The 23,757-nt window shown below is 63.3% G+C and carries 23 protein-coding genes; 9 read left to right on the plus strand and 14 right to left on the minus strand.

What is annotated here, in order from left to right; all coding sequences use genetic code 11:
* Positions 1 to 51: 51 nt before the first annotated feature.
* The gene (locus DSM43276_RS18210) at positions 52 to 852 is read right to left on the minus strand and encodes a hypothetical protein (protein WP_109555869.1); all 801 of its coding nucleotides are present in this window, start codon (positions 850 to 852) and stop codon (positions 52 to 54) included.
* Between the two features lie 112 nt (positions 853 to 964).
* Here DSM43276_RS18210 and DSM43276_RS18215 point away from each other — a divergent pair, with 112 nt between their 5' ends.
* Complete coding sequence (locus tag DSM43276_RS18215; RefSeq protein WP_078327789.1) at positions 965 to 2,347, plus strand: oxygenase MpaB family protein; 1,383 nt, start codon at positions 965 to 967, stop codon at positions 2,345 to 2,347.
* 97 nt (positions 2,348 to 2,444) lie between these two features.
* Positions 2,445 to 3,794, plus strand: a complete 1,350-nt coding sequence (locus tag DSM43276_RS18220) for an oxygenase MpaB family protein (protein ID WP_078327790.1) — start codon at positions 2,445 to 2,447, stop codon at positions 3,792 to 3,794.
* A 102-nt stretch (positions 3,795 to 3,896) separates the two neighbouring features.
* Here the strand turns inward: DSM43276_RS18220 and tuf are convergent, their stop codons facing one another.
* The 5 genes from tuf to DSM43276_RS18245 all read right to left on the minus strand — a co-directional run bounded on the left by tuf (position 3,897) and on the right by DSM43276_RS18245 (position 9,275).
* On the minus strand, positions 3,897 to 5,090 hold the full coding sequence (gene tuf / locus DSM43276_RS18225) for an elongation factor Tu (protein WP_078288431.1): 1,194 nt from the start codon (positions 5,088 to 5,090) through the stop codon (positions 3,897 to 3,899).
* A 110-nt stretch (positions 5,091 to 5,200) separates the two neighbouring features.
* Positions 5,201 to 7,306, minus strand: coding sequence for an elongation factor G (gene fusA, locus DSM43276_RS18230; protein WP_078297734.1), 2,106 nt, complete (start codon positions 7,304 to 7,306; stop codon positions 5,201 to 5,203).
* 77 nt (positions 7,307 to 7,383) lie between these two features.
* Positions 7,384 to 7,854 (minus strand): 30S ribosomal protein S7, encoded by a 471-nt coding sequence (gene rpsG / locus DSM43276_RS18235; RefSeq protein WP_078297735.1) that lies wholly within the window; start codon positions 7,852 to 7,854, stop codon positions 7,384 to 7,386.
* Positions 7,854 to 8,228 (minus strand): 30S ribosomal protein S12, encoded by a 375-nt coding sequence (gene rpsL, locus DSM43276_RS18240; RefSeq protein WP_078323474.1) that lies wholly within the window; start codon positions 8,226 to 8,228, stop codon positions 7,854 to 7,856. The genes rpsG and rpsL overlap by 1 nt, the downstream gene beginning before the upstream one ends.
* Positions 8,229 to 8,666: 438 nt before the next feature.
* Positions 8,667 to 9,275 carry a TetR/AcrR family transcriptional regulator gene (locus DSM43276_RS18245; protein WP_078323473.1) on the minus strand — a complete coding sequence of 203 codons (609 nt, stop codon included), beginning with the start codon at positions 9,273 to 9,275 and terminating at the stop codon, positions 8,667 to 8,669.
* 208 nt (positions 9,276 to 9,483) lie between these two features.
* Here DSM43276_RS18245 and DSM43276_RS18250 point away from each other — a divergent pair, with 208 nt between their 5' ends.
* The gene (locus tag DSM43276_RS18250; RefSeq protein WP_078327996.1) at positions 9,484 to 9,864 is read left to right on the plus strand and encodes a DUF3060 domain-containing protein; all 381 of its coding nucleotides are present in this window, start codon (positions 9,484 to 9,486) and stop codon (positions 9,862 to 9,864) included.
* A 38-nt stretch (positions 9,865 to 9,902) separates the two neighbouring features.
* Positions 9,903 to 10,343: a DUF3060 domain-containing protein gene (locus DSM43276_RS18255; protein WP_078327791.1), complete on the plus strand. Its 441-nt coding sequence runs from the start codon at positions 9,903 to 9,905 to the stop codon at positions 10,341 to 10,343.
* 19 nt (positions 10,344 to 10,362) lie between these two features.
* Here the strand turns inward: DSM43276_RS18255 and DSM43276_RS18260 are convergent, their stop codons facing one another.
* The 6 genes from DSM43276_RS18260 to DSM43276_RS18285 all read right to left on the minus strand — a co-directional run bounded on the left by DSM43276_RS18260 (position 10,363) and on the right by DSM43276_RS18285 (position 15,599).
* On the minus strand, positions 10,363 to 10,908 hold the full coding sequence (locus DSM43276_RS18260) for a DUF3558 domain-containing protein (protein ID WP_078327792.1): 546 nt from the start codon (positions 10,906 to 10,908) through the stop codon (positions 10,363 to 10,365).
* Positions 10,905 to 11,468 carry a DUF3558 family protein gene (locus DSM43276_RS18265; protein WP_078327793.1) on the minus strand — a complete coding sequence of 188 codons (564 nt, stop codon included), beginning with the start codon at positions 11,466 to 11,468 and terminating at the stop codon, positions 10,905 to 10,907. The genes DSM43276_RS18260 and DSM43276_RS18265 overlap by 4 nt, the downstream gene beginning before the upstream one ends.
* A 65-nt stretch (positions 11,469 to 11,533) precedes the next feature.
* Complete coding sequence (locus DSM43276_RS18270; RefSeq protein WP_078327997.1) at positions 11,534 to 12,301, minus strand: crotonase/enoyl-CoA hydratase family protein; 768 nt, start codon at positions 12,299 to 12,301, stop codon at positions 11,534 to 11,536.
* Positions 12,302 to 12,309: 8 nt separating this feature from the next.
* A complete protein-coding gene (locus DSM43276_RS18275; RefSeq protein ID WP_078327794.1) occupies positions 12,310 to 13,053 on the minus strand; it encodes a PaaX family transcriptional regulator C-terminal domain-containing protein in 744 nt (247 codons plus the stop codon).
* Positions 13,054 to 13,055: 2 nt separating this feature from the next.
* Positions 13,056 to 13,943 (minus strand): crotonase/enoyl-CoA hydratase family protein, encoded by an 888-nt coding sequence (locus tag DSM43276_RS18280; protein WP_078327998.1) that lies wholly within the window; start codon positions 13,941 to 13,943, stop codon positions 13,056 to 13,058.
* A 21-nt stretch (positions 13,944 to 13,964) separates the two neighbouring features.
* Positions 13,965 to 15,599, minus strand: coding sequence for an acyl-CoA dehydrogenase family protein (locus DSM43276_RS18285; RefSeq protein ID WP_078327795.1), 1,635 nt, complete (start codon positions 15,597 to 15,599; stop codon positions 13,965 to 13,967).
* An 85-nt stretch (positions 15,600 to 15,684) separates the two neighbouring features.
* Here DSM43276_RS18285 and DSM43276_RS18290 point away from each other — a divergent pair, with 85 nt between their 5' ends.
* The 4 genes from DSM43276_RS18290 (at position 15,685) to DSM43276_RS18305 (ending at position 17,648) form a co-directional block, all read left to right on the plus strand.
* Complete coding sequence (locus DSM43276_RS18290) at positions 15,685 to 16,389, plus strand: hypothetical protein (protein ID WP_078327999.1); 705 nt, start codon at positions 15,685 to 15,687, stop codon at positions 16,387 to 16,389.
* Between the two features lie 66 nt (positions 16,390 to 16,455).
* A complete protein-coding gene (locus DSM43276_RS18295; protein WP_078327796.1) occupies positions 16,456 to 16,812 on the plus strand; it encodes an ArsR/SmtB family transcription factor in 357 nt (118 codons plus the stop codon).
* A 3-nt stretch (positions 16,813 to 16,815) separates the two neighbouring features.
* A complete protein-coding gene (locus DSM43276_RS18300; protein ID WP_078327797.1) occupies positions 16,816 to 17,301 on the plus strand; it encodes an SRPBCC family protein in 486 nt (161 codons plus the stop codon).
* Positions 17,302 to 17,357: 56 nt separating this feature from the next.
* A complete protein-coding gene (locus DSM43276_RS18305; RefSeq protein WP_078328000.1) occupies positions 17,358 to 17,648 on the plus strand; it encodes a DUF1905 domain-containing protein in 291 nt (96 codons plus the stop codon).
* Here DSM43276_RS18305 and DSM43276_RS18310 read toward each other — a convergent pair.
* Positions 17,645 to 19,048 carry an amino acid permease gene (locus DSM43276_RS18310; protein ID WP_078327798.1) on the minus strand — a complete coding sequence of 468 codons (1,404 nt, stop codon included), beginning with the start codon at positions 19,046 to 19,048 and terminating at the stop codon, positions 17,645 to 17,647. The genes DSM43276_RS18305 and DSM43276_RS18310 overlap by 4 nt on opposite strands.
* A 154-nt stretch (positions 19,049 to 19,202) precedes the next feature.
* On the opposite strand from DSM43276_RS18310, the gene DSM43276_RS18315 reads away from it, so the two are divergent.
* Positions 19,203 to 19,679 carry a hypothetical protein gene (locus DSM43276_RS18315; RefSeq protein WP_234802930.1) on the plus strand — a complete coding sequence of 159 codons (477 nt, stop codon included), beginning with the start codon at positions 19,203 to 19,205 and terminating at the stop codon, positions 19,677 to 19,679.
* A gap of 121 nt (positions 19,680 to 19,800) precedes the next feature.
* On the opposite strand, the gene DSM43276_RS18320 is transcribed toward DSM43276_RS18315, so the two are convergent.
* Complete coding sequence (locus tag DSM43276_RS18320) at positions 19,801 to 23,748, minus strand: DNA-directed RNA polymerase subunit beta' (RefSeq protein ID WP_078327799.1); 3,948 nt, start codon at positions 23,746 to 23,748, stop codon at positions 19,801 to 19,803.
* Positions 23,749 to 23,757 lie beyond the last annotated feature (9 nt).

A 23,757-nucleotide genomic window follows, 5' to 3' on the forward strand; every position in this document is an offset into this window, starting at 1 on the left:
TAGAACGTGTTCCAGATTGAGGACCCGCTCAGTGGGCAGGAAGAAGCGGGCCTAGAGGTCGCTGAGGATCTCCGCACGTTTGGTGTTGTACTCCGCCTCCGATACCAGTGATGCGAGCTTCAACCGATCGAGCTCGGCAAGCCGATCGGCCACCGAACCTGAGGGTGTGGGGTCGGCAGAGGGTGCCCGCTCGGCCCCCTCCGTCTTGCGTAGGATCGCATCGATCTGTTGGCGAACAACCGGATTCGAGCGGATATCCACCACGCCGTCGGTGCCTATGCCATTGGCCTTGAGAACCTTCATGATCTCGAAGAGCGGGCCGGCCTGCCCGGTGAGGTCATACTCGCGGCCTTGCGACGAGCTGGTGAACTTGGCCGGTACCTGACCGTTGAGCAATGCACTACGCTGCCAGTCGATCTGAAACTGCTCGGTGCCTGGCGCGACGAGCACGACGAGCTTGCCCCGCGAGAGAGCCGGCACCTGCAGCACGGACACTCGCGTTCTCGTCTCGGCGCGGAACGGACTGATCCCGTCTCCGTGTATCTGCAGCGTCAGCTTGATCACCGGCTGATCATTGACCCGCATCCCGGTCTCATTGGCCGCCACCACATCGGCAAGCGCGAGAATACCGTTGGCCTCCAACGACTTGCGCGCCTCGTCGGTCCTGGTAAATATCAGTGTCAACACGAATGCCAACACCACGATTCCGATGGTGATACCGACACCGCTGTACAGCATCCAACTCGTCGCGGGTTCGTCGATCACGTAATACATCACGATGAATATCGGCCCGACGATCCCGCAGAGCAGCGAGAAGGCCAGGATTTTCAGAAAGCGTGCGACCACGTTCATGGCGTTCATCATCCACCACCTGCGCGGCATCTTGTGTGGGATCTGACCAGGCCCTAATATTGGCAATAGATGTTGTCAACGATGCCGACATCGCCCGACAGGAGGCACTCGCATGCCCAAGCTCACCGCCGCGGATCGCTCGTCAGCGCGTGATCCCCACCCCTACGACTACTACCACCGGCCAGGCATGGACCTACGCCCGATCCCCGGGGGCAAGAACGATTTCGGCTGGATCTGGCGCCACTGCCGACACACATTGTTCGACAACTGGTTCGACGTCGAAGACGAAGTCACCCCGACACCGCTGACTCGCCTGTTCGATGACCACATGTGGCAGGGCGACGAGCTGATGGACGCCGTGGTGGCCGTGTTCGACCGGATGGGCTCCCAACAGGCCCGCCCGTTGTTCGAACAGGCCATCACCGAAGGCATCGATGCGCTGGACGACCCACCCGACGAGCTGCGTGCACTCCTGGAGGATGCGTATCGGGTTCCAGAATGGTGGGACCCGGCCAAAGCGGAGCGGGGAAGAGTCCGCCTGAACCAGATGGCGGCACCCACGGTGCTCCTGATGGCGTCATTCGGGGTCTTCGACACCGTCATGAACTCCGACGTGTCGGCCACCACCGGCGCCTCCGGCCGGTTCCGTGACCAAGGCCAACAACGACTCCTCGAAACAGCGCGCTTTTTCGCGGCTCTGCGCGACCGTGATGCGATGCGACCCGGATCGCCACAGGTACAGATGACGCTGCGCGTACGCCTCGTACATTCGTTGGCCCGCAAGGGGCTTCGCGCCGCGTGGGGAACGGAGAACTTCTCCGACTTTGGTGTGCCCATCTCCAACTCGTCGATGTGCGGATTCATCGAAGCCGAATCACTCGGGCAGATGCTCATTGAGCATCGGTTCGGCCGGCCCTGCACCCGCGACGAGCTGGATGACGCGTGGCATTACATGACGCGATGGGCACTGCTCTTCGGCATTAGCGAGGAGCTATGCCCCAAGACCGGGACCGACGCCATGCACAATCTCGACTACCTGTTGGCGCGCTCCGGTGATGCCTCACGCTGGCGAGTTGAACTCGTCGAGGTCCTCTCGGCACTCCCCTCGGCAGTCATTGCCCCACTACCCGTTCCCCGCCTGCGTAAGTTACTCAGCGACCTGATGTTCGTGGCGGGCATAGGCGCGCCGGGCTGGGTCCTCATGGGGCCCGAGGCGATGGACGAATTCGTCCGTGGCACAAGCTATGAACGGCTCCCCCGCCAGCTCCCCGGACGGGCACTACAGGCCGCGATGTCGGTGAGCGCGCGAGTGGCGGCGATCCGTGACCGGGTACCCGGCACACAGGTGGCACGCAGGATTGTCTACGGGACTCTGCTCCCGAACCCCAGCGCGGTGCTGAATCCAGCGTTCGGCATTCTCGAGAAGCTCAACAAGGTCAGCTCCACGTACACGATGCACGACACCAATACCTCCGGGGATGCCTTCGCCCGCTAGGTCGCAATGTCAGCACTTGTAAGCCTCCGCCCGGCGACCTAATATTGACAATGCGCGTTGTCAATGATGTCGACGTCAACACCCCAGGAGGCGCCGGATGCCCGAGCTCACCGTGGTCGACAAACCACCGTCAGACGGTTCGCACCCGTTTGACTACTACTTGCGCCCCGGAATGGATCTACGCCCAATTCCGGAGGGCAAGAATGAATTCGGCTGGATCTGGCGGCACTGCCGGCACTACTTGTTCGACCCTTGGTTCGATGTCGAGGACGAGGTGACCCCGACACCAGCGACCCGCCTGTTCGACGATCACATGTGGCAGGGCGACGAGCCGATGGACGCCGTGGTGGAGCTGTTTCACGAGCTGGGGTCCGCTCAGGCCCGAGCATTGTTCGAGCAGGCCGTCGAGCACGGCATCGACAGCCTCGACGATCCTCCCGAGGCACTGCGGGCTCTGTTCGCGGATGCCTACCGCGTGCCGCAGTGGTGGGATCCGGCCAAGGCGGAACGCGGTCGACTGCGGGCACGCCAGGTGACCACCGCGACCACCGCGGTCATGGCGACCTTCGCGGTGTTCGACACCGTCATGAACTCGGATGTATCGGCGGCCACCGGAGCAACCGGCCGGTTCCGCTATCAGAGTGCCCAACGGCTGGCCGAGACCAATCGGTTCTTCTCCATGATCTTCGACCGCGACGGATTGGTACCCGGCTCCGAGCAGATCAAGCTCACCATGCGCGTTCGATTGGTGCACTCACTGGCCCGACGGGGTCTGCGGAGCGCCTGGGGCGAAGACAATTTCGCCCAGTACGGTGCTCCCATTTCCAACGCGTCCATGTGTGGATTCATCGAGGCCATGCTCGGGGCGCTCCTCGTCGACTATCGACTCGGAAGATCTTGCACGCTCAGGGAAATCGACGATGTGTGGCACTACTTGCTGCGCTGGGCGCTGATGTTCGGCGTCACCGAAGACCTGCTGCCGCGGACGGGCATCGACGCCATGCGCAATCTCGACTACCTGCTGGCCCGTTCCGGAGATGCCTCACGCTGGCGCGTCGAGTTGATCGAAGCGCTGGCCACGGGCATGTCCGGCGCGCGTACCGGCCCCGTCCGGCGCCTCTTCGCTGAAGTACTCGCCGGCCCCGGCTCCATGCTGATGGGACCCGAGGCGATGGACGAATTCTTCCAGGGCACAACCTTCGACGGCATCAACCACCGTCTCTCGGGCTGGCTGTTCCGTCGAGCGGCCACCGTCAACGCCAACGCGTCCGCGGTTCTCGATCGGCTGCCTGGCATCGGCCTGGTGCGCCACCGGCTGGATGCCTTCAACCCCAATCCCAGTGCGGTGAACAATCTTTTGTCCGAGTTGATCGAGAAACGCGCCAAGGTGGCATCGACATACACAATGCACGACAACAACACTTCCGGGCACGCCTTCGCCCGCTAGGGATCGCTTCCTACCGCCCGCCCTTGTGAGTTGGTCGAGGTCACAACGAAAACGGCGCCCACCCTTGGAAGGGTGAGCGCCGTTTTCTTGGCGTCTTTTAGATCACTTGTGGATCTTGGTCACGCGACCGGCGCCGACGGTACGGCCACCTTCACGAATCGCGAAACGCAGACCCTCGTCCATGGCCACCGGCTGGATCAGCTTGACGGAGATGTCGGTGTTGTCACCGGGCATAACCATCTCGGTGCCCTCGGGCAGTGTCACCACGCCGGTCACGTCCGTGGTACGGAAGTAGAACTGCGGGCGGTAGTTGTTGAAGAACGGCGTGTGACGGCCGCCTTCGTCCTTGGACAGGATGTAGACGCTGCCGTCGAACTCGGTGTGCGGAGTGGTGGTGCCGGGCTTGACCACAACCTGGCCACGCTCGACGTCCTCACGCTTCACACCACGGACCAGCAGACCAACGTTGTCGCCGGCCTGGCCCTGATCGAGCAGCTTGCGGAACATCTCGACACCGGTGACCGTGGTCTTGGTGACGGTGTCCTTGATGCCGACGATCTCGACGTCCTCGTTCACGTTGATCACGCCACGCTCGACGCGACCGGTCACCACGGTGCCACGACCGGTGATGGTGAACACGTCCTCGACGGGCATCAGGAACGGCTTGTCGGTCTCGCGAACCGGGTCCGGGATCGACTCGTCAACGGCGTCCATCAGATCGCCAACGGTCTTGGCCCACTCGGCGTCGCCCTCGAGCGCCTTGAGCGCGGAGACGCGAACCACGGGAGCGTTGTCACCGTCGAAGTCCTGGCTGCTCAGCAGCTCCCGGACCTCCAGCTCGACGAGCTCGAGCAGTTCCTCGTCATCCACCATGTCGGACTTGTTCAGCGCGACGAGGATGTAGGGCACACCCACCTGACGGGCGAGCAGCACGTGCTCACGCGTCTGCGGCATCGGGCCGTCGGTCGCGGCGACTACCAGGATCGCGCCGTCCATCTGGGCGGCACCGGTGATCATGTTCTTGATGTAGTCGGCGTGGCCGGGGGCGTCGACGTGCGCGTAGTGACGCTTCTCGGTCTGGTACTCCACGTGCGAGATGTTGATCGTGATACCACGAGCCTTCTCTTCGGGAGCGTTGTCGATCTGGTCGAAGGCTGATGCCTCGTTCAGAGTGGGGTACTTGTCGTGCAGCACCTTGGTGATTGCCGCAGTGAGAGTGGTCTTGCCGTGGTCAACGTGACCGATGGTCCCGATGTTGACGTGCGGCTTCGTCCGCTCGAACTTCGCCTTCGCCACTGTTGTGTCCTCCTGGACTTTCTGTTGTCTCTGAGACTTTCTCAGAGGCAAGGGTTTTCATTTGCCTAGCGGACTCACTCGCGCAAGTCCGAATGGGTTGTGAGCTTTCGCTACTCCCCAGTCGCCTTCGCGATGATCTCCTTCGACACGTTCGCCGGAACTTCGGCGTACGAGTCGAACACCATGGAGTAGTTAGCCCGGCCCTGGGTCTTCGACCGAAGGTCGCCGACGTAGCCGAACATCTCCGACAGCGGAACCTGCGCCTTGACGACACGTGCACCGCTGCGCTCCTCCATAGCCTGGATCTGGCCACGGCGGGAGTTCAGGTCGCCGATCACGTCACCCATGTAGTCCTCGGGTGTGGTGACCTCGACAGCCATGATGGGCTCCAGGATGACCGGCTGTGCTTGCCCGGCAGCCTTTTTGAATGCCTGGGAACCCGCGATCTTGAAGGCCATTTCCGACGAGTCAACATCGTGGTACGCGCCGTCGAGCAGCGTGACCTTGACGTTCACCAGCGGATAACCGGCCAAGATGCCGTACTGCATGGCGTCCTGCGCACCGGCATCCACCGACGGGATGTACTCACGCGGAACGCGGCCACCGGTGACCTTGTTCGCGAACTCGTAGGTGGCGCCGTCCTCGGCATCCACCAGCGGTTCGACGGAGATGATCACCTTCGCGAACTGACCCGAGCCACCCGTCTGCTTCTTGTGGGTGAACTCGACCTTCTCCACCGCGCGGCGGATGGTCTCGCGGTAGGCCACCTGCGGCTTACCGACATTCGCCTCGACCTTGAATTCGCGACGCATGCGGTCCACCAGGATGTCCAGGTGCAACTCGCCCATGCCACCGATGATGGTCTGGCCGGTCTCGTCGTCCTGCTTGACCTTGAAGGTGGGGTCTTCCTCGGCGAGCTTCTGGATCGCGGTGCCCAGCTTTTCCTGGTCGCTCTTGGTCTTGGGCTCGATGGCCACCTGGATCACCGGATCCGGGAAGGTCATGGACTCCAGCACGATCTGGTTGCTCGGGTCGCACAGGGTGTCACCGGTAGTGGTGTCCTTGAGACCGATCGCGGCATAGATGTGGCCGGCGGATGCGGACTCGACCGGGTTTTCCTTGTTGGAGTGCATCTGGAACAGCTTGCCCAGACGCTCCTTCTTGCCCTTGGTGGAGTTGACCACCTGGGTGCCGGAATCGACCTTGCCCGAGTACACGCGGATGTAGATCAGCTTGCCGAAGAACGGGTGGGTGGCGACCTTGAATGCCAACGCACTGAACGGCTCGTCAGTAGACGGCCTGCGCTGAATCAGCTCGTCTTCCTTGCCGGGCACGTGGCCGGTGACCGACTCGACGTCCAGCGGCGACGGCAGGTAGTCGATGACGGCGTCAAGCATGGGCTGCACGCCCTTGTTCTTGAACGCACTACCACACAGCACCGGGTAGGCCTCGGAACTGATTACCAGCTTGCGGATCGCACCCTTGATCTCGTCAATGGTCAGCTCTTCGCCGCCAAAGTACTTCTCCAGCAGCGTCTCATCGGTTTCAGCGACGGCTTCGAGGAGCTTCGCGCGGTACTCCGCGGCCTTCTCCGCCAGCTCGGCGGGAATCTCGACAACCTCGTACTGCTCGCCGAGCTTGGTCTCGCCACGCCACACCTTGGCGTTCATCTCGACCAGGTCGATGATGCCCTCGAAGTCGTTTTCGGCACCGATCGGCAGCTGGATGGGCAGCGCGCGCGCACCGAGGCGATCCTCGATGGTCTTCACCGTGTAGTAGAAGTCGGCGCCCAGCTTGTCCATCTTGTTGACGAAACAGATACGCGGCACGTCGTAGCGGTCGGCCTGACGCCACACCTGCTCGGACTGCGGCTCCACGCCCTCTTTGCCATCAAAAACGGCCACCGCGCCGTCGAGCACACGCAGGTTGCGCTCCACCTCGACGGTGAAGTCGACGTGCCCCGGGGTGTCGATGATGTTGAGCTGGTTTTCTTTCCAGTAAGCGGTCGTCGCGGCGGACGTGATGGTGATGCCGCGCTCCTGCTCCTGCTCCATCCAGTCCATGGTGGCTGCGCCGTCGTGGACCTCACCGATCTTGTACGTGATACCGGTGTAGAAGAGGATGCGCTCGGTTGTGGTGGTCTTGCCGGCATCGATGTGCGCCATGATGCCGAAGTTGCGGACCTTGTTCAGGTCGGTCAGCACTTCCTGTGCCACAGAAGTTTCCGCTCTTTCGCTTCGAATTGGGGATGGACGAACTGGTCGCGCCTCGCCGTGAGATGAGGCCCGTCAGATCACCAGCGGTAGTGCGCGAACGCCCGGTTGGCCTCGGCCATCTTGTGAACATCCTCGCGACGCTTCACCGAGGCACCCAGGCCATTGCTGGCGTCCAGGATCTCGTTCGCCAGACGCTCAATCATGGTCTTTTCGCGGCGCGCCCGCGAGAAGCTCACCAACCAGCGCAGGGCAAGGGTGGTGGAACGATCGGGACGAACCTCGACCGGCACCTGGTAGGTGGCGCCACCGACGCGGCGGCTGCGCACCTCAAGGGCAGGCTTGACGTTGTCCATGGCGCGCTTGAGGGTGACAACCGGATCGGTGCCAGTCTTGTCGCGGGCCTGCTCCAGTGCGCCGTACACGATGCGCTCGGCGATGGACTTCTTGCCATCGAGCAGCACCTTGTTGACCAGCTGGGTCACCAGCTGGGAACTGTAAACAGGGTCGTTGACCAGGGGGCGCGCCGGCGCGGGTCCCTTACGTGGCATTAGCTCTTCTCCTTCTTGGCGCCGTACTTGCTCCGGGCCTGCTTGCGACTCTTGACGCCCTGGGTGTCCAGGGACCCGCGGATGATCTTGTAGCGCACACCGGGGAGGTCCTTCACACGACCACCGCGCACGAGCACCATCGAGTGCTCCTGCAGGTTGTGACCCTCACCTGGGATGTAGGCGGTGACCTCCACCGCGCTGGTCAGCCGCACACGGGCCACCTTCCGCAGCGCCGAGTTCGGCTTCTTCGGGGTGGTGGTGTAGACGCGGGTGCAGACGCCACGGCGCTGCGGGCTGCCCTTGAGGGCCGCAGTCTTCACCTTGGCGATCTTGTCCCGGCGACCCTTACGGACCAGCTGGTTGATGGTTGGCATGTACCGGCTTTCTCTTCCTTCGAGCTACTTCTAACTACGTACGTGGGGCTCTAGCGTCGCGAGCCCGTCAAAAGGCCCTGTTGTCCTGCAGTTCTCGCCCATATCGGTATCCCGAGGCCGGGCGTGTCGCACACACCGCGGACGCGAAGAAAAACTCCTTCACCCTCTGGGCATGCGAATTGACCTGGCGCCCTATCTGACCCCCACCGAATACCCCAGCGGTGGCCATTGGCCAGGCACAGCGCCCTACCATACCAGGGCTGATCACAGTGAGACAAACTCGCCTACCAGCGACAAAGCGCAGGTCATCGACAACTCACCAATGCGCGGGCAACATACCTGACTAAGCGGCCTGCTCTTCGCGCCGAGCGCTCATCGGTGAGGTCTACTCTTCGCGCCGAGCGCTCATCGGTGAGGTCTACTCTTCGCGCCGAGCGCTCATCGCCGCTCGGCCAGACCCGACGCAAAGCGGTGCACCATCTCCGTAAACGCGATGTCGGGATCCATCTCGATGCCCGCCATGAAGCCTGTCATCTCCAGCATGACGAACCCGTGCATCGCGGCCCACAGCTCAACGCCCGCGTGAAAGGCGGTGTCTTCGTCGAGCCCGTACACACCAATGGCCTCGGTCGCGGGCTTGGCCAATTCACGTGCGTCGATCGTCGGACGGTTCACATCATCCAGGAACGGCATCCGGGTCAGGGCGGCATATCTTCCCGGATGGTGGTGCGCGTAGCTGCGATATGCACCCGCCATGGCCAGGATTGCGTCCTCGCTGGTACGACCCGAGCTCACGGTGTGCAGCATGCCGACAATCTCGACCAGCACCCGGCCGCGCACCTCGTGGCGCAGATCATCGAGGCTGTCCACATGGTTATAGAGCGATGGCCCCTTGGTACCCAGCTCGACAGCCAGCGCGTTGATGGTCAGCGCGTCCCAGCCGGCCCGGTCGAGAAATGACAGCGCGGCATTGACAACGGTGTCGCGGTTGAGCCGTGTTGCCCGCGCAGGATTTCTGCGGTGCGCGGTTGCGGGCTCGGTCGTCACGTCTGGCCGCCTTCGGGGGTGAGTCGTTCTAGTTCGGTGCTCTTTGGTGCGGCCTCCTCGGCAGATGGCCTGGTATGACCCTATCTCTCCCCACCGTCACCTTTGTGTTTGTCAGCCTACCGAGCCTGTCGTGGCGCGCCGTGGCTTATTCTCATCAGGTGATCTGGACGCTGAAATGACACACGTTCTAGTTTCGGCTGGGCGACGCCTGCTGGTCGCCGTCCTGGTGACCGGCGGCATCGTCACATTGACGGGCTCACCCGAGGGCCGTTCGGGCCTCGGCGACAACATTCGCCTGGCCAAGAACGGCGACACTCACATCACCCAGTACGGGCTCGTCACCACCATCGATTGCAGTGACGCCACGGTCTTTGTGAACGGATCGCAGAACGTCATCACCGCTCTCGGCAGCTGCTATGCGATCTCGGTACAGGGATCGTCCAACACGATCATCGCCGACAACGTGGTCAATGACATCACCGTGTACGGCTTCAACCAGAAGGTGCTCTACAAGTCCGGCGAGCCCGCGGTCATCGATCGCGGGCGTGAACTGGGCATGATGAACTTCATCGACCGCGTTCCCGGCTGATCCCCTCCGGTCAACCAAATCTCGGGATAATCAACTCCATGCCCCGCAGTCACGTGGTCCTTGCCCTCGCCGTCACCACCCTCGGACTTGCCGGCTGCGGCGTCATCAAGCCGGGTTCGAGCAACCCGACACCCGGCACCTGGACTCCCCCATCCACCTCGGCCTCCTCCAGCCCCTCCACGCCTACCTCCGCCAAGGTCGACATCGGGGACGAGACGGTGATCGGGTACTTCGGCCAGACCACGACCGCCGCGTGCCAAGCGGGCAAGCGCCTGAACATCACCGGCGCCAACAACACACTCACCATCACCGGCGCCTGCGACACGGTCACCGTCTCGGGCTTCTCGAACACCATTGCGTTCGACGAGCTGAAGACCGAGGTGACGGTCACCGGCTATGGCAACAAACTCACCTACAAGGCAGGCGAGCCCAAGGTCAACAACTACGGAAGCAACAACACGATCGTGAAGGCTTCCTAACCCTTACCCAACGGTCCGCTCAGAGCACCGTCTGCACAATGTGTTCGACCAGCTGACGGGCCGCGCCGCAGCTGTCACCGCCCTTGCGGTACTGGACCCACCAGGTCAAGGAGCCGGTTCCCGCCGGAACGGTGACGCCACATCCCGACCCACCGGGCCCGGTGCTGGTGAATCCCTTGCGGCCGTTGATCGTAATATCGGCGGTCTTCTGCCCCATCCCGCCGGCAGACGTGCGATCGCGATCGACATCACCACCCTCGTAGTACGCGTACAAGAGGTCGATGAGATTTCCCGCGTCATCGGCGGCGACCCAATAGCACAGTGCCCCAAAGAAATTCTGGTAGATCTGGGCGGCCTTGACGGTCTCGACAATCGTCTTCTCATCGAGCGGACCGCACTGGCCGTTGGCGAAGCCGTACGGGTCCAGCTTGTCGTTCTCGCCCCGCTCGCTGGAGTTCAGCGTCTCGCCCGGGGCGACAGCGGTGCCGTCCACGCTGCGCGCACACCCGGTCGGTCCTGCGAGAAGTAACGCCGCAGCGGCAAGCGCGCCGACAATCCTTTTCATTGCTTGCCCACCTTGCTGAGCAGCGAGTCCATCAGGGTCTCGACGGCCTTACACGGGTCGTTTTTGACGTTCCCCGATTGCAGGGACCAATGCAGGAAGTCCGGCCCCGATCCCGCGGACAGCTCACACAGCCCGACATTGCTCACGCGGTAACCGGGATAGGACTTGGTGGTCACCGTTTCCACCGTATGCCCGAGGTTTCGCGCGACTGACGCCTCTTTCTGCGCCGAACTACCCCGGTACCAGTACAGCGACAGGGACGTGTCCCCACTGCCCGGGCCAGTGGACCACCGGCAGCCCAGCAGGCTGTCCACGTCGCGCTTGAGTGCCGGATTGCCTACCGCCGCAGTGACTTCCGCGTCAGTCATGCCGCCGCAGTCGCCAAGTTTGAAACCCTTACCGGGCCCGTTGTTCACCTCCGGCACCGTGGTCACCTGCACGTCGGGCGATCCGCCACCGTCGTCGTCACGGGAAGAGGACCGGGGCGAACATCCGGCCAGCACCACGGCGACAACCACCAGGGCCGATACCGGAACAATCCGCACACTCACGGTGTCCACAGTACGTCCGCATCCCGCAGGTCTCCCCTATGTCCGAGTGTGTCGGCACCACCGAACCCGGTGTATCAGACCCCAGCGCCGTGGCGACCCGCACCCGCGGCGAACCTGCCGGCGCCCTCCAGCGCTTCGGCCGCGACCCGCTCGATGCTGCCAAATTCGTTGTCCAACGCCGCTTCCTCGGCCATTCCCCACTGCGCGATGGCGGAATCGCGGTCTGCCCGCACGCATTGTTGCGGGAACGCGGCGATCTCCGCGGCCAGGGTCTCCGCTGCCGCACGAGCCTGCCCACGCGGGACCACTCGATTGGCGAGCCCGATGTCCAGCGCCTCATGCGCCGCGACGGAACGTCCGGTGAGGATGAGGTCCATGGCGCGCGAGTGTCCGATCAGCCGCGGCAACCTGATCGTCCCGCCATCGATGAGCGGCACACCCCAGCGCCGGCAGAACACACCCAGTATGGCGTCCTCCTCGACCACCCGAAGATCGCACCACAACGCCAGTTCGATACCGCCCGCCACGGCATGCCCCGAGATCGCCGCGATCACCGGTTTCGACAGCCGCAGCCGAGACGGGCCCATCGGGCCGGGGCCGTGCGGATGCAGCTCATTTCCCCGGTCGGTTCCCATGGCCTTGAGATCTGCTCCCGCACAGAATGTTCCGTTGTCGCCCCACAGCACCGCCACGGATGCCTCGGGGTCCGCGTCGAATTCGGTGAAGGCTGCGAGCAGTGCCGCGGCGGTCGGGCCGTCGACGGCGTTGCGGGCGTGGGGCCGGTTGAGAATGACCGTCGTCACCGGCCCTGTCTTCTCGACGCGAACTGCGTTCTCACTCATGGGCTCGATCACAGGGAAGCGTCCTCCATCTCAGCGTTGTCGCGCAGCGTCACCAATTCATCCTTGAATTCCCGGTATCGGGAACGTATTTCGTCAGCAGGCCAATCCTTGGGCAACAACTCGTCCGGCAGTACGGGGTCGGCGAGCAGATGGCGCACCATCGCGGCTGCCAGCACAAACCGCGCGGGAATCGCCTCGGCCTGATCCCACCACTGCAGCAGGGCCGTCGCATACAGAGTCCACCCGGGCAGATCCCACAGCTGGGCGGACAGCGCCTCGGAGTCTGTGGTTCGGGTGCGCAGGACCCAGACGTGGTCGGTAACCGACAACGGAAGATCCATCTCCAGATTGTCCGGACGCAGCCACACACCCTCGCGCAGTTCTCCGAAACGCCTCTGCCGCAAAGTAGTTCGCAGGTCGTTACGGTCACGTGCGTCACGACCCACGCTGGTGATCACCAGCTGCGTCCAATTGCCATCCCAGGAGCGTCGATGCGGATCACAGGCCTCGTCCTGCCGAAGCTGACGGGCCTGCAGACGCTCGGCGAGCCGGTATCCCGATTCGGTTCTCGCAAGATCTCCCGCGGAGACCATTCGGGTGAGCGCCACCCGCACCGTGGTGTCACTGATTCCGAACAAGACGGTCAGCGCGCGGATTTCCCGCACTGACAGCTCGGCGGGGTGCGCACCCAGCAGCAGGCTCAGGATGACCGAGCGAGCGGTCATCGGGTGATGATCGACCGGGTTGTCCATCACTACAGATCGGTGGGCTTACGGCCGTAATCGCCGAAGGGCTCATCGCGATGCCGGACCGCTTGCCGGTAGCCGTTCCCGATGGCATCGGCGGTGAACGCGTGGGCCTCCGCGGTATGGCGGGATATGCCGTCGAAGACGGTTCCCACCATGGCGCTGTTGGCGATCCCTTGATTGATGAGCACCGAGTTGCACGCGAGCTTGACCATCATCAACTGGTTCAGTGGCATCGCCGCGATCCGTGCCACCAGCCGCTCGGTGCGCTCGTCCAGGTCTTCGGGTTCCGGCGCCTCGACCGCCAGTCCCCACTCGTAGGCTTGTGCACCCGAGAGACAATCTCCCGTCAGCAGAAGACGTTTCGCACGCTGATCGCCGAGCTTGTGCGCCCACAGCCCGGTGGCCGGTACGCCCCACACCCGGGTTGGCGGGTATCCGATCTTGGCGTCCGCGGCCACGATCAACTGGTCGGCGTGCAGGGCGATATCGGTGCCACCGGCCACGCAATACCCGTGCGCCTTCACCACGGTTGGCTTGTTGGCATGCAGTAACGAGGAGAAGCCGCGGGTGAACCGGCTCATCATCTGGTAATCGAGCATGGGGTCCCAGTTGATGTTCGGCAGATGGTTGCGCAGCTGCACCTGACCGTCCAGCGCGGTACCCGAATACTGTGCCGAGCCTTCATCGTTCGCCTCGGCGTAGGCACTGAGGTCGAAACCGCCGCAAAACCCATCTCCCCGGCCCGACACCAGAATGACGTGAACCTGCGGGTCCAGGTCGGCACGCTCCACGAGGGCAGCGAGCTCCAGCGGGGTCTCGGCGATGATCGCGTTGCCTTGCTCCGGGCGGTTGAAGGTAATACGCGCGATGCGATCGGTGACCTCATAGGTCATCGTCTTCAAGGTGTCCACAGGCTAGCTACCCGACTTGACGGTCGCCCGCTCCAGAATCGGCGACAGGTCCAATCCCGTGGGGAGCGTGCCAAATGCACCACCCCAGTCGCCGGCCAATCGCGTGGCCAGGAATGCCTGTGCGACCGCCGGATGACCATGTCGGACCAGCAGCGCGCCCTGCAGGGCGAGGCAGATGTCCTCGGCGACCTTGCGGGCACGGTAGGTGACGGAGTCCAGATCGGTGAGCTGCGTATGCAATCCGTTGATATGACGGTCCAGACGCTCATCCTGCCCCTGGGCCAGGGCAAGCTCCTTGAACAACACCTCGACGCATTCGGGCTTGGTGGCCATGGCGCGCAAGGTGTCCAAGGCGCTGACGTTTCCGGACCCCTCCCAGATTCCCATCAGCGGCGCCTCGCGATAGAGACGTGGCAGGCCCGAGTCCTCGACGTACCCGTTGCCACCCAAACACTCCATGGCCTCGCCGGCATGCGGGGTGGCGCGCTTGCACACCCAATACTTGCTGGCTGCCAGCCCGATACGACGCAGCAAGGACTCGGTCTCGTCGCCACGAGTGGCACGGTCCGTGGCACCCGCCATCCGCATCGCCACCATGGTGGCGGCCTCAGCCTCGATCGCCAGGTCCGCGAGCACGTTGCGCATGAGCGGCTGATCGATGAGGTACTCGCCGAAGGCCTTGCGGTGCTGAGCATGATGCATGGCCAGCGCCACGCCCGCGCGCATGCTGGTGGCCGATCCGAGCGTGCAGTCCAGCCTCGTCATGTTCACCATCTCGATGATGGTCTTGACGCCCCTTCCTTCCTCGCCGACCAGCCACGCCGTGGCCCCGTCGTACTCGACCTCCGAGGATGCGTTGGAATGGTTACCGAGCTTGTCCTTCAAGCGCTGCAACCGCATCCGGTTGCGGGTGCCGTCCGGCAATATCCGCGGCAGGAAGAAGCACGACAAGCCGCCGGGCGCCTGCGCAAGCACCAGGAACACGTCGCACATCGGCGCTGAGGTGAACCACTTGTGACCCACCAGCGTGTAGCTGCCATCGGCATTAGGCGTGGCGATCGTGGTGCCCGCGCGTACGTCCGAGCCGCCCTGCTTCTCCGTCATGGACATACCCGCCGTCAGCCCCGCCTTGGTGGCGGGCACCGCGAGCACCGGGTCATACACGCGACTGGACAGCAGCGGCTCATAGATCGCCGCCAGCTCGGGGTTGGCACGCAGTGCCGGCACTACCGCGTAGGTCATCGAGATGGGACACATGTGGCCGGGGTCCGCGGTCCACACGCCGGTCTTCGCGGCGCGGACGACATGGGCGCCCGGGCGCTCATCGGCCCACGGTGCGCCGTGTAGCCCGTGCGCAACAGCCTCGTGCATCAGCTCGTGATAGGCCGGGTCGAACTCGATTTCGTCGATGCGATGCCCCCAACGGTCGTGGGTGTGCAGCACGGGCCCGTTCCGGTTCGCCAGCTCCCCGGCGCGTTGCATGCGATCGGTGCCATTGAGCGCACCAACCTCGACAACCTCGTCGACGCCCCACTGCCCGCCCTCGCGGATGAGGGCTTCCATCAGCACGGGACTGGTCGCGGCGTTGTAGTCGTGCAGCGCAGGGACCTGATTGGTGACGACATGCGTATCGGCCATGCAATCAGTGTTACATTTCTACGACAACCGCACAAGATCTGTTCACATGGCCGTGGGCGCGCTACTCCTGCGCTACAAAGAGAGCGTGGAGAAGGTCGTCTTCGTATTGCGCCAATCGTCCGATGCCGCTACAGACGATTGGTCCGTGCAGCTGCACACAACCGTCGTCGACAAGATCCGGGCAACAGGTGTGCACGGCCTGACCGTGTGCGTGCACGACGCCGCGGTGCGTGCCGCCAGCCTGCGCTTGGTGACCCTGGACCCACCATTGGCCGCCGTCGCGAGCGTGTGGGTTCAGCAGTCGTACGGCCCGGCAATACGCGAGATCGAGGCAATTCTGGCCGCCACGTCGGACCATGTGCACGGATATCTCGTTACGGAGTCGGTGCCGCTGCCCCCTCCTGAGTCCGAACCCATCTCGCGGTCAACGGGTTTCACCAACATCGCACTGCTGCGCAGGCCCGCCGACATGCCCTTCGAGGCGTGGCGACAGCAGTGGCAGGGCGTGCACACCCAGAACGCACTCGACCTGCAATCGACTATCGGCTACGAACAGAACCTGGTAGTCCGCACCGTTACCGATGATGCGCCCGCGATCTCGGCCATCGTCCTCGAACAGTTTCCCGAGTCGGCCCTCACCGATCCGTTGGCCTGGTACGGCGCCCTGGATCAACACCAGCTGGGCCAGCGCGCGATGGCCATGCTGGAGAGCGTCAAAGCCTTTGGTGCTCATACCAATATCGACACCGTCGCCACGAGTAGGTACGACGTGATACACCCATTCGGGTGATCACTCTCGCCGCCTCGCACGTTACGCGATATTGACATACAACCAAATGGTTGTACATTGGGATGCGTGACCGAGACGGATGAGGACAGGGCGGACGCCATGTTCCATGCGCTCTCCGACCGCACCCGACGCGACATCCTGCGGCGAGTACTGGCCGGTGAGCACTCGGTCTCAACGCTTGCGGAGAACTACGACATGAGTTTCGCCGCAGTGCAAAAGCACGTCGCCGTCCTGGAAAGGGCCGGGCTGCTGACAAAACGGCGTAACGGTCGAGAGCAGTTGGCCAGCGGCGATGTGGACGCGGTTCGCTCGGTCGGCGCCATGCTCACCGAGCTGGAGCAGTTCTGGCGCGGCCGAATCGCCCGCATCGATGAACTCATCGCATTCGAATCACCGACGCTCAAATCACCACGGAAGGACTGAATCATGCCCGTCACCAACGTCACTCACGATGCCGAGACCCGAACCATCACCATTGATGCCGAATTCGAGGCCCCGCTCAGCCGGATCTGGCAGATCTACGCCGACCCGCGCCAGCTCGAAAAGGTGTGGGGCCCACCGAGTTGCCCGGCAACGTTTGTCGATCACAACTTCACGCCGGGCGGCCGAGTGAACTACTACATGACAGGGCCGCAGGGCGAACGGTATGCGGGCTGGTGGGAGATCACGGCAGTCGATGAACCGAACAGCTTCGCGTTCCGGGACGGCTTCTCCGACGAGAACCTGAATCCGGTTGACAACATGCCGGTCTCGGAGAACCTGTACACATTCATCGAGAAGGATGGCCGCACCCTGGCAACCTACGTCAGCACATTTGAGACTGCCGAGGCGTTGCAGAAGGTACTGGACATGGGCGTCATCGAGGGCGCATCGTCGGCGATCAACCAGATCGACGACCTCGTCCGCTTGTGAGCGTTGGGACGCCCGCCACCCCTGCTGCCGGTGCGGGCGTCCTCTACGCTCACGTCATGGTGGAGTATCGCAACCCCGGCACCATCACCTTCGAGGCGACAATTGAGAAGCCCGAGGGCCCCGGCGCATTCGTCGAGTTCCCGTTCTCCGTGATCGATACCTTCGGAGTCAAGGCCCGCGTACCGGTGCGGGCCCTGTTCGACGACTCGGTGACGTACACGGGATCCTTGGCGCCGTACGGCGGCAAGCACCTGCTCGGGGTGCGCAAGGACATCCAGGAACAGTTGGGCAAGGGGCCCGGGGAACGAGTGACCGTGGAGGTCAGGCTCGACACCGAGCGCACCTAGGCGTCTTGCCTTTCCTGCCGCGCAGGTTCGCCGTGGTGCACAAAGTAGCCAAGCACCACAATCACGAACCACACCAGGCCCACGAAGATCGCGGTACGGCCGTCCTCCGTAAAGAACAGAAGCACCACCACGAGCGCCAGGAAGGCCAGCGCCAACACATTTGTCACCGGCGCACCGGGTAGCCTGTAATCCGAGGCGGGCAGCTCCCCGGCAGCGACCCGCTTCCGATAAATCAAGTGGGACACCAGGATCGAACCCCACACAAAAATGATGCCAATAGTGGATACCGACGTGATGTAGGCGAATGCCTTGTCCGGCGACAGCCAGTTGACGAACACGCCAATACCCATGGCGAGCGCCGAGAAGCAGATGGCCAACATCGGGACGTGACGGGAGCTCAACGACTGCAGACCCACCGGGGCATCGCCGCGTTGCGCCAGGCTGCGCACCATCCGGCCGGTCGAATAGATGCCCGAGTTACAGGAGGAAAGTGCGGCCGTCAGCAAGATGAAGTTCACGATGTTCGCCGCCTGCGGAATATTGAGGTACTCGAACACCGCGACGAAGGGACTCTCACCCTTGTGGTAGTTCCGCCAGCCCTGGATCGACAGAATGACGATCAGCGCACCCACGTAGAACAACCCGATACGGAATGGCAACGTGTTAATCGCCTTGCGCAGGGTCACTTTCGGGTTCTCGGCCTCCCCTGCCGTGACACCGACGAGCTCAACGCCGACGTAGGCGAACACCACGATTTGCAGGCTCAGCAGGGCCTGACTGAATCCCGTCGGGAAGAACCCGCCGTCGTTCCAGAGATTGGCGACGGTGGGGCCCGATTCCGGCCCGAGTCCCGAAATAGGAAGTAGTACACCGATACCGATGATGATCATGCCGACGATCGCCGTCACCTTGATCATCGAGAACCAGAACTCCGCCTCACCGAAGATCTTCACCGATATCAGGTTGGCCCCAAACAGGAGGAGAAGGACGGCCAAGGCAGTGACCCACTGCGGCACACCAGGCCACCACCGTTGGATATACACGCCGGCGACGGTTATCTCCGCCATACATGTTGTGGCCCACACCGCCCAGTAGGTCCAGCCGTTGGCGAATCCGGCGAAACGCCCCATGAATTCCTCGGCATACTCGGAGATGCTGCCCGAGACTGGTCGATAGACCAGTAACTCACCGAGTGCGCGCATGATCACGAAGATGGCCAGACCCGCGACCAGATAGGCCAAGATGAGCGCCGGACCAGCCTTCTCAATCGCACCACCGGCGCCATAGAAGAGGCCAGTGCCGATGGCACCGCCGATCGCGATCATCTGCACGGTGCGGGCAGAGAGCCCACGTGAATATCCGGCGTCGGGCGTCTCGGACTCGGAATTGGCAACGGTCATCGGAACATCATTGCGTGAGCAGACACTTATTGCAGAGGAAACCTCGGACAGCCGTGCACAGTGGCGAGACAAACTGGCGCGTACGTGGAATTGCGGGCCGAAGATGAGTAATTGTGTGCTGAGTCAACTTCGCTGACCTGCATAGGCTTCTAGGGTGATCAAAGCATCAGTCTTCGAACGCATGATGTTGCCAGCGCTTACTGCGGTCTTCCCGTTCGCGATCATCGCCGGTCAACTCGGTCTCGATCTGTGTCGTTGGTGGATGGTCTACGACATCGCGGCTTCTGTGGCAATCGTGACCGGCATCGTCACCTTCGGCATGCGCAAGACCGCCGGTCCTATGCTGACGGTGAGCTACCCCTGGGCGATCTACTGGGTTGGATTAGCCGCACTGACAGCCCTGCAGGGTTTCTTCTACGCGGAGCTCCGCAATCAGTGCCCCGTGTCCGGTCCGATCATCCCGATCGACATGCTGCTTGAGTGGCTTATTGCACCGACAGTACTCACGGTTGTGGCCGCCAGTGCGTTCCGATACACACGCACTGCCACGGCCAGAAGAATGACGCGCGAGCACAAGGACACTGACGCAGATCGTCGACAGCGCGGACGGCGTGGAACCACGTGCGGGTGAGGACCGGTGTCGTCCGGCACCGGACTGCTCCTGACGGGGCTCGTGCGACGCTGACGCGGGAGAGCGGGAGAAACGAAAAAGGCCCCCGGAATTACCCGGGGGCCCTTCTCGTGCTTACGACTTAGCGGTAGTCGCTGTATCCGTAGTCGTCCAGCGGCACCGCAGCACCGGTGTTGGAACCGAAATCGGGGCTGTAGTAGGCATCCTCGTACGACGGGATCGTGTACGCGGCAGCCCGAGCCTCTTCGGTCGGTTGCACCGAGATGTTGCGGTAGCGGTTGATACCGGTACCGGCCGGGATCAACTTACCGATGATGACGTTCTCCTTCAGACCATTGAGCCTGTCGCTGCGGCAGTTGATGGCCGCATCGGTCAGCACGCGAGTGGTCTCCTGGAAGGACGCTGCCGACAGCCACGAGTCGGTGGCCAGCGATGCCTTGGTGATACCCATCAGCACCGGACGGCCGGCCGCGGGCTCGTTGCCCTCGGCCACCACGCGACGGTTCGCGGTCTCGAACTCGCCACGCTCGGTGAGCGAGCCGGGCAGGAATTCCGTTGCGCCCGAATCGATGATCGTCACGCGACGCAGCATCTGGCGCACGATGACCTCGATGTGCTTGTCGTGGATCGACACACCCTGGCTGCGGTACACCTCCTGGACTTCGTTGACCAGGTGCACCTGCACCTGACGCGGGCCCATGACACGGAGCACCTCGTGCGGGTCAGCCGCACCCTCCATGAGCTGCTGTCCGACCTCGACGTGGTCACCGTCGGCCAGCGGACGCTCGGAGCCGTCCTCGTGCTTGAAGACGCGCAGACGCTGACGCTTGGAGAGCTTGTCGTAGACGACTTCCTCGCCACCGTCATCCGGGATGATGGTGATCTTGTAGAAGCGCTCGCCCTCTTCGAGGCGAACCCGTCCGGAGACATCGGCAATGGGTGCCTTGCCCTTGGGAACTCGCGCCTCGAACAGCTCGGTGACACGTGGCAGACCACCGGTGATGTCGTCACCGACGCCACCCTGGTGGAAGGTACGCATGGTCAGCTGGGTACCGGGCTCACCGATCGACTGTGCGGCCACGATGCCCGCGGCCTCACCGATGTCGACGAGCTTGCCGGTCGCCATCGAGCGGCCGTAGCACATCGCGCAGACCCCGGTACCGGTGGTGCAGGTGAGCACCGACCGCACCTTGACCGTGGTGACACCCGCGGCGAGAAGCTTCTCGATCGCCGGGTCGCCTAGATCGTGTCCGCGCTCCACCAGCACGTTGCCATCGGCATCCACCGCATCAGCGGCGAGAGTCCGTGCGTAGGCGGAGGTTTCGATGTGCGCGTCGCGGATCATCGAGCCATCGTCCAGCTTCTCGGCGATGGTCACGTTGATACCACGCTCGGTACCGCAGTCGTGCTCGCGGACGATGACGTCCTGCGAGACGTCCACCAGACGACGGGTCAGGTAACCCGAGTCGGCGGTGCGAAGCGCGGTGTCCGCCAGACCCTTACGGGCGCCGTGCGTGTTGATGAAGTACTCCAGAACGGTCAGGCCCTCACGGAACGAGGACTTGATCGGACGCGGGATGTACTCACCCTTCGGGTTTGTCACCAGACCCTTCATGCCCGCCAGGTTTCGCACCTGGGTCATGTTGCCGGTCGCGCCGGACTTGGGCAGCAAGGTAATCGGGTTGTCCTCGGGGTAGTGCTCCTCCAGCGCCTTACCGACCTCGTCGGTGGCTTCCTGCCAGATCTTGACCAGTGCGTCACGACGCTCCTGGTGGTTCAAAGCACCACGCTGGTACTGCTTTTCGATCCGCTCCGCTTCCTTCTCGTAGCGGTCGAGGATCTCCGCCTTCTGCGGCGGCACCAGCACGTCGGCCATCGACACCGTGACACCCGAGCGCGTGGCCCAGTGGAAACCGGCGTCCTTGAGCTTGTCGACGGTCTGAGCGACCACGATCATCGGGAACCGCTCGGCGAGGTCGTTGATGATCGCCGACTGCACCTTCTTGTGCATCTGCTTGTTCACGAACGGGTACCCGTGGGGCAGCAACTCGTTGAACAGCACGCGACCCAGAGTGGTCTGGGCAACCCAGGCATCGCCTGGCCGCCAACCGTTTTCGAACAGCTCGGCCTCAACCTCGGCCGGCGGACGCTGCTGGGTCAGCCGCACCCGGATCGGTGCACGGACGCTCAGCGCGCCACGGTCGAGGGCCATGATGGCCTCGGCGGGCGAGCTGTACACACCGGTCTCCGGCTGGTCCTTGGCGGCCGGCGTGTGCGCACCGGTATCGCCGGGGACCTCGGTCGTCAGGAAGTACAGACCGGTCACCATGTCCAGACGTGGCATGGCCAGCGGGCGGCCCGACGCGGGCGACAGGATGTTGTTCGAGGACAGCATCAGGATGCGCGCCTCGGCCTGCGCCTCCGCGGACAGCGGAAGGTGCACGGCCATCTGGTCACCGTCGAAGTCGGCGTTGAACGCCTCACACACCAGCGGGTGCAGCTGAATTGCCTTGCCTTCCACCAGCTGCGGCTCGAAGGCCTGGATACCCAGGCGGTGCAGCGTTGGTGCACGGTTCAGCAGCACCGGGTGCTCGGCGATGACCTCTTCGAGGACATCCCACACCTGTGCGCGCTGACGCTCCACCATGCGCTTGGCGCTCTTGATGTTCTGCGCGTGGTTCAGGTCGACCAGGCGCTTCATCACGAACGGCTTGAACAGCTCGAGGGCCATCAGCTTGGGCAGACCGCACTGGTGCAGCTTGAGCTGCGGGCCGACCACGATGACCGAACGGCCCGAGTAGTCGACACGCTTACCGAGCAGGTTCTGACGGAACCGACCCTGCTTGCCCTTGAGCAGATCCGACAGCGACTTCAGCGGACGGTTACCCGGTCCGGTGACCGGACGTCCACGACGGCCGTTGTCGAACAGCGCGTCCACGGACTCCTGCAGCATCCGCTTCTCGTTGTTGACGATGATCTCGGGCGCACCCAGATCGATCAGTCGCTTGAGGCGGTTGTTGCGGTTGATGACGCGGCGGTACAGGTCGTTCAGGTCGGAGGTCGCGAAGCGGCCGCCGTCGAGCTGAACCATCGGGCGCAGCTCCGGTGGGATCACCGGCACCGCGTCGAGCACCATGCCACCGGGGCTGTTGGTGGAGTTCTGGAATGCTGCCACCACCTTCAGGCGCTTGAGCGCACGAAGCTTCTTCTGCCCCTTGCCACTGCGGATGGTCTCGCGCAGGTTCTCGGCCTCGGCATCGAGATCGAAGTTCTGGATGAGCTTCTGCACGGCCTCGGCACCCATGGCACCGGTGAAGTACTCGCCATAGCGGTCCACGATCTCGCGGTAGAGCAGCTCGTCGACGATCAGCTGCTGGACGGAGAGCTTGGTGAAGGTGGTCCAGATCTCGTCGAGCCGGTCCAGCTCACGCTGGGACCGATCACGGAGCTGACGCATCTCACGCTCGCCACCGTCGCGCACCTTGCGGCGCACGTCGGACTTGGCACCCTCGGCCTCGAGCTCGGCCAGGTCGGCCTCGAGCTTCTGGGCGCGGGCCTCCAGGTCGGCATCGCGCTGATCTGCGACGGCCTTCTTCTCGACCTCCATCTCGGCCTCGAGCGTCGAGAGCTCGTTGTGACGCAGCTCGTCGTCGACGGCGGTGATGACATAGGCGGCGAAGTAGATGATCTTTTCCAGATCCTTCGGCGCCAGGTCGAGCAGGTACCCGAGACGTGACGGAACACCCTTGAAGTACCAGATGTGCGTGACCGGGGCGGCCAGTTCGATGTGGCCCATCCGCTCACGGCGCACCTTGGCGCGAGTTACCTCGACACCGCAGCGCTCACAGATGATGCCCTTGAAGCGCACGCGCTTGTACTTGCCGCAGTAGCACTCCCAGTCGCGAGTAGGTCCGAAGATCTTCTCGCAGAACAGGCCGTCCTTCTCAGGCTTGAGCGTGCGGTAGTTGATGGTCTCCGGCTTCTTGACTTCGCCAAAGGACCAGTTACGGATGTCATCCGCCGACGCGAGGCCGATACGGAGTTCATCGAAGAAGTTGACGTCGAGCACGTAAACTCC

Origin of the sequence: Mycobacteroides salmoniphilum, from assembly GCF_004924335.1 — a bacterium.
Classification (GTDB): Bacteria; Actinomycetota; Actinomycetes; order Mycobacteriales; family Mycobacteriaceae; genus Mycobacterium; species Mycobacterium salmoniphilum.

Bases quoted from the DNA above. Each gene is read 5' to 3' on its own strand.
- DSM43276_RS18210 (WP_109555869.1), bottom strand. From the start codon at position 852: ATGAACGTGGTCGCACGCTTTCTGAAAATCCTGGCCTTCTCGCTGCTC.
- DSM43276_RS18215 (WP_078327789.1), top strand. From the start codon at position 965: ATGCCCAAGCTCACCGCCGCGGATCGCTCGTCAGCGCGTGATCCCCAC.
- DSM43276_RS18220 (WP_078327790.1), top strand. From the start codon at position 2,445: ATGCCCGAGCTCACCGTGGTCGACAAACCACCGTCAGACGGTTCGCAC.
- rpsG (WP_078297735.1), bottom strand. From the start codon at position 7,854: ATGCCACGTAAGGGACCCGCGCCGGCGCGCCCCCTGGTCAACGACCCT.
- rpsL (WP_078323474.1), bottom strand. From the start codon at position 8,228: ATGCCAACCATCAACCAGCTGGTCCGTAAGGGTCGCCGGGACAAGATC.
- DSM43276_RS18255 (WP_078327791.1), top strand. From the start codon at position 9,903: ATGCCCCGCAGTCACGTGGTCCTTGCCCTCGCCGTCACCACCCTCGGA.
- DSM43276_RS18260 (WP_078327792.1), bottom strand. From the start codon at position 10,908: ATGAAAAGGATTGTCGGCGCGCTTGCCGCTGCGGCGTTACTTCTCGCA.
- DSM43276_RS18270 (WP_078327997.1), bottom strand. From the start codon at position 12,301: ATGAGTGAGAACGCAGTTCGCGTCGAGAAGACAGGGCCGGTGACGACG.
- DSM43276_RS18275 (WP_078327794.1), bottom strand. From the start codon at position 13,053: ATGGACAACCCGGTCGATCATCACCCGATGACCGCTCGCTCGGTCATC.
- DSM43276_RS18280 (WP_078327998.1), bottom strand. From the start codon at position 13,943: ATGACCTATGAGGTCACCGATCGCATCGCGCGTATTACCTTCAACCGC.
- DSM43276_RS18285 (WP_078327795.1), bottom strand. From the start codon at position 15,599: ATGGCCGATACGCATGTCGTCACCAATCAGGTCCCTGCGCTGCACGAC.
- DSM43276_RS18300 (WP_078327797.1), top strand. From the start codon at position 16,816: ATGCCCGTCACCAACGTCACTCACGATGCCGAGACCCGAACCATCACC.
- DSM43276_RS18305 (WP_078328000.1), top strand. From the start codon at position 17,358: ATGGTGGAGTATCGCAACCCCGGCACCATCACCTTCGAGGCGACAATT.
- DSM43276_RS18310 (WP_078327798.1), bottom strand. From the start codon at position 19,048: ATGACCGTTGCCAATTCCGAGTCCGAGACGCCCGACGCCGGATATTCA.